Origin of the sequence: Streptomyces durbertensis, assembly GCF_014156695.1 — a bacterium.
GTDB lineage: Bacteria > Actinomycetota > Actinomycetes > Streptomycetales > Streptomycetaceae > Streptomyces > Streptomyces durbertensis.
This window is the reverse complement of the sequence record NZ_WMLF01000432.1, coordinates 1-4,627: the sequence shown is the minus strand read 5'-3', so window position 1 is coordinate 4,627 and position 4,627 is coordinate 1. Positions and strand designations below refer to the sequence as shown.

General features: G+C 68.2%; 4 protein-coding genes. 1 reads left to right on the top strand and 3 read right to left on the bottom strand.

All coding sequences use genetic code 11. The annotated features are described in order from the left end of the window. Window positions 1-32: 32 nt before the first annotated feature. From GL263_RS22030 to GL263_RS22020, 3 genes are read right to left on the bottom strand one after another with little or no spacing between them, the layout of a single operon-like run. A complete protein-coding gene (locus GL263_RS22030; protein ID WP_323379518.1) occupies window positions 33-809 on the bottom strand; it encodes an amino acid ABC transporter ATP-binding protein in 777 nt (258 codons plus the stop codon). Beyond that, entirely contained in the window at window positions 806-1,759 is a 954-nt protein-coding gene (locus tag GL263_RS22025) for an amino acid ABC transporter permease (RefSeq protein ID WP_182857483.1), read from the bottom strand. The genes GL263_RS22030 and GL263_RS22025 overlap by 4 nt, the downstream gene beginning before the upstream one ends. Before the next feature lie 39 nt (window positions 1,760-1,798). Further along, on the bottom strand, window positions 1,799-2,734 hold the full coding sequence (locus tag GL263_RS22020) for an ABC transporter substrate-binding protein (RefSeq protein ID WP_182857482.1): 936 nt from the start codon (window positions 2,732-2,734) through the stop codon (window positions 1,799-1,801). Between the two features lie 576 nt (window positions 2,735-3,310). On the opposite strand from GL263_RS22020, the gene GL263_RS22015 reads away from it, so the two are divergent. Beyond that, a complete protein-coding gene (locus tag GL263_RS22015; protein ID WP_182857481.1) occupies window positions 3,311-4,507 on the top strand; it encodes an NAD(P)-dependent malic enzyme in 1,197 nt (398 codons plus the stop codon). Window positions 4,508-4,627 lie beyond the last annotated feature (120 nt).

The following is a 4,627-nucleotide window of genomic DNA, read 5'->3' as shown; positions in this document are numbered from 1 at the left end:
CCACCCCGCCCCTACGGGACGCGCGCGGCCGCTCAGAGCACCTTGGAGAGGAAGCTCTTCGTGCGCTCGTGCTGCGGGTTGTTGAGGACGTCGCGCGGGTTACCGGACTCGACGACCACGCCGCCGTCCATGAAGACCAGCGAGTCGCCGACCTCCCGGGCGAAGCCCATCTCGTGGGTGACCACAACCATGGTCATGCCCGACTCGGCGAGGTCCCGCATGACGTCCAGCACCTCACCGACCAGCTCCGGGTCGAGCGCCGATGTCGGCTCGTCGAACAGCATCAGCTTGGGTTCCATCGCCAGCGCACGGGCGATGGCGACACGCTGCTGCTGCCCACCGGAGAGCTGAGCGGGGTAGTTGCCCTTGCGGTCGGACAGCCCGACCCGCTCCAGCAGCTTCTCGGCGCGCTCCCTGGCGTTCGCCCTGGACTCGCCCTTCACCTGCATCGGGGCTTCCATGACGTTCTGGAGTGCCGTCATGTGCGGGAAGAGGTTGAAGCGCTGGAACACCATGCCGATGTCCTTGCGCTGGGCGGCGACCTCCCGCTCCTTCAGCTCGTAGAGCTTGTCGCCCTTCTGGCGGTAGCCGACGAGCTGGCCGTCGACATAGAGCCGACCGGCGTTGATCTTCTCCAGGTGGTTGATGCACCGCAAGAAGGTCGACTTGCCGGAGCCGGAGGGGCCGACGAGGCAGAAGACCTCACCCTGCTGGACCTCCAGGTCGATGCCCTTCAGTACCTCGATGGCGCCGAAGGACTTGTGAACGGCCTCGGACTTGACCATCGGCTGCTTGGAAAGACTGGTCATGCGGCCGCACCTCCGGGACCGGCGGGGCGACGGAAGGAGAAGACGTTCGCCCGGATCTTCTGCAACGGCGTGGGCGGGAGCTCCCGGTCGGAACCGCGGGCGTAGTGCCGCTCCAGGTAGTACTGCCCGATGCTGAAGATCGTCGTCAGGATCAGGTACCAGATGGTCACGACGATCAGCATCTCCATCACGGCCAGGTTGACCGAGCCGACCTCACGGCTGACGAGGAACAGCTCGGAGAAGCCGATGATGTACGCCAGCGACGAGGTCTTCAGCATGTTGATGAACTCGTTGCCGGTCGGCGGGACGATGACCCGCATCGCCTGCGGCAGCACGATCCGCCGGGTTGTCCTGGCCGGGCTCATGCCGAGCGCGTGCGCCGCCTCGGTCTGGCCCCGGTCGACCGACTGGATGCCGGCGCGGCCGATCTCCGCCATGTACGCGGCCTCGTTCAGACCGAGGCCGAGCAGTGCCGCCATGAACGGCGTCATGACGTCGATCATCTCGTTCTTGTAGATGGGCCCGAGGTCCACGTACGTGAAGACGAGAGAGAGGTTGAACCAGAGGAAGAGCTGGACCAGTACGGGGGTGCCGCGGAAGAACCAGATGTACCCCCAGGCGACGCTGCGCAGTACGGGGTTCTTGGAGAGCCGCATCACCGCGAGCAGCATGCCGAGCCCCACGCCGATGAGCATCGCGTAGACGGTGAGCTTCAGGGTTTCCCAGGCACCCCTGATCACTCGTTCGTCGAGGATGTGGTCACCGACCACGGTCCACTGGATCTGGCCTCGCGCGAAGGCGAGGACAAGCGCTCCGACGAGGACGATGGTGATCGCGGAGCTGATCCAGCGACCGTAGTGCCGCACGGGGACTGCTTTGATCGCTTCGGGGGCTACTTTGGCCCCGCCGTCGTCATTGACGGCGGGCGCCTTGTCGTTCGGTTCGGTCACGTGGATGTTGCCTCGGCTTCGGTGCTGTGTTTCAGGGGATTACTTACCGGCGTTGACGGTCGCCTTCTCGACGGCGCCGGCCTCCGCCTCCCACTTCTTGAGCACCTTCGCGTACTCACCGTTGTCGATGATCGCCTGGAGCGCCTTCTGGAGGGCGTCCCGCAGTTCGGTGTTCTTCTTGCTGACGGCGATGCCGTACGGGGCCGCGTCGATCTGGTCGCCGACGACCTCGAAGCGGTCGCCGCCACCCGCGGTGAGCGCGTTGTACAGCGCCACCGGGTAGTCGGTGATGACGGCGTCGACGCGACCGGTCTGGAGCTGCGTGATCGAGTCGCTGTCCTGGTCGGCGATGAACGGCTTGATCTTGCTGTCGCACTTCTTCTGCTGGTCGTTCAGCAGCGTCTGGTTGGCGGTGCCGCGCTGGGCCGCGACGCCCTTGCCGCACAGGTCGTCGACACCGTTGATCTTCTTGGGGTTGCCCTTGGCGACCAGGATCGCCGAGCCGGCCTGGAAGTAGTTCACGAAGTCGGCGCCGCCCTCGGCGTCGTCCGTGGCGCCGCGCTGGCGCTCCTTCGTGTCGGTCATGGCCGACATGATCACGTCGTAGCGGCCGGAGTTCATGCCCAGGACGAGGCCGTCGAAGGTGCCGTTGTTGAACTGGAACTCGACGCCCAGCTCCTTGCCCATGGCGGCGGCGATGTCCGGGTCGATGCCGGTGACCTCGCCGTCCTTCATGAACTCGATCGGGGCGTAGGCGATGTCGGAGCCGACCTTGATGACGCCGGAGTCCTGGTACTTCTTCGGCAGCTCGTCGAAGAGCGGGGCGTCGGAGGTCTTCTGCCCGCCGTTGCCCTCCTTGGCGCCCTCGGTCTGGTCGCCGCAGGCGCTCAGCAGGAGAGTGCCCGCGACCGCGAGGGCTCCGGCCGCGGCGAACCGGCGGCGGGGGAGGAGACGACGGGTGGTGCTTGCGGTCATGCTGGGGTCCTCCTGCTGGGTGAGGGAGTAGCCGTGCCGGGCGAGGTTCGGAACACGCCTTCGAGTGCCGGCCCGGACGTAGTGGGTGGAATCTTGCCATCCGGGTACCGGGTCATAGGGCGTCACGCATATCAAAATCGGATAACGGAAACCGAAGAACGAACATCTTCCGGTCGCGCTCGCTCATCGGGGGCCCTCTCCGAACAGCCTGCCAGCACGCTGAGAGCTTCGTCACCCCCTGTGCGCGGCCGGTAGCCACGCGGCGGCCCGCCCGACGTCTGGCTTGTCGTGATTCACCAGGAACTATGCGGCCGCACCGGCGCCCTCGTCACCCCCGCCACCCACCGTGACCTGATCAGGTGTCCCAAAGTCACTCGTCCGCCGACACCCGTATCCGGTACAAAGGGCAGTTACACCCCTCACCCGGGGACACGGGCGCGTGTGCGGCGCGCCCGGCGTCCGTACCTCCCCCTGGACGGTGGCCATCCACCGAACAGGACACGGACGCGGTGCCCGCCCCGCTCCTCAACCAGGCAGCGGTACCCTCGGCATACTTAAGGAAATAAGGGGTCAAAAGTGGCAGCGGAGATTGTTGATCCGCAGAGTGAGCTGGACGAGGACGCCATCGACCCGGCGTTCGCCCTCCACCGCGGCGGCAAGATGGCCGTGCGCGCGACCGTCCCGGTCAGGGACGCCGACGACCTGTCCCTCGCGTACACACCGGGCGTGGCCAAGGTGTGCAGCGCGATCGCGGAGCAGCCCGAGCTGGTGCACGACTACACCTGGAAGTCCCAGGTCGTGGCGGTCGTGACCGACGGCAGCGCGGTGCTCGGCCTCGGTGACATCGGTCCGGAGGCGTCGCTCCCGGTGATGGAGGGCAAGGCGATCCTCTTCAAGCAGTTCGGCGGCGTGGACGCGGTGCCGATCGCGCTCGCGACGAAGGACACGGACGAGATCGTGGAGACGGTGGTCCGGCTGGCGCCGTCCTTCGGCGGGGTGAACCTGGAGGACATCTCCGCCCCGCGTTGCTTCGAGATCGAGCGGCGCCTCCAGGAGGCGCTGGACATCCCGATCTTCCACGACGACCAGCACGGCACGGCCATCGTCACCCTCGCCGCCCTGCGCAACGCGGCGAAGCTGACGGACAGGCCGCTGGGTGAGCTGCGGGCGGTGATCTCGGGCGCCGGCGCGGCCGGTATCGCGATCGCCAAGATCCTCGTGGAGGCGGGGATCGGGGACGTCGCGGTCTGCGACCGCAAGGGTGTCGTCTCCTCCGACCGCGGTGACCTCACCGACGTGAAGCGGGAGATCGCGGGCCTGACAAACCGTGCCGGGCTGTCCGGTTCGCTGGAGTCGGCGCTGGACGGCGCGGACGTCTTCATCGGCGTCAGCGGCGGCACGGTGCCGGAGGAGGCCGTGGCCAAGCTCGCGCCGGGCGCCTTCGTCTTCGCGATGGCCAACCCGACGCCGGAGATCCACCCGGACGTCGCGCGCAAGTACGCCGCCGTGGTGGCGACCGGGCGCAGCGACTACCCGAACCAGATCAACAACGTGCTGGCGTTCCCCGGCATCTTCGCCGGTGCTCTCCAGGTCCGCGCCACGCGGATCACCGAGGGCATGAAGCTCGCCGCCGCCGAGGCGCTGGCCGCCGTGGTGGCCGACGAGCTGAGCGCGGAGCGGGTGATCCCCTCGCCGTTCGACGAGCGGGTCGCGCCGGCCGTGACCGCGGCGGTGGCCGCGGCGGCGCGCGCGGAGGGCGTCGCCCGCCGCTGAGCGGGCCGCCCGGCGGACCTCGTGGCCGCCTGGCGCGACAGGACCCGGACCGCGTGTACGGCGGGCCTGCTCCCCGACCCCCGTCCGGCCTTGTGCCGGGCCGGGGCCGGGGAGCAGGCC

What these genes read in the sequence shown, in the direction of transcription:
- GL263_RS22030 (WP_323379518.1), bottom strand. Translation starts at nt 809, where the DNA reads ATGACCAGTCTTTCCAAGCAGCCGATGGTCAAGTCCGAGGCCGTTCAC.
- GL263_RS22020 (WP_182857482.1), bottom strand. Translation starts at nt 2,734, where the DNA reads ATGACCGCAAGCACCACCCGTCGTCTCCTCCCCCGCCGCCGGTTCGCC.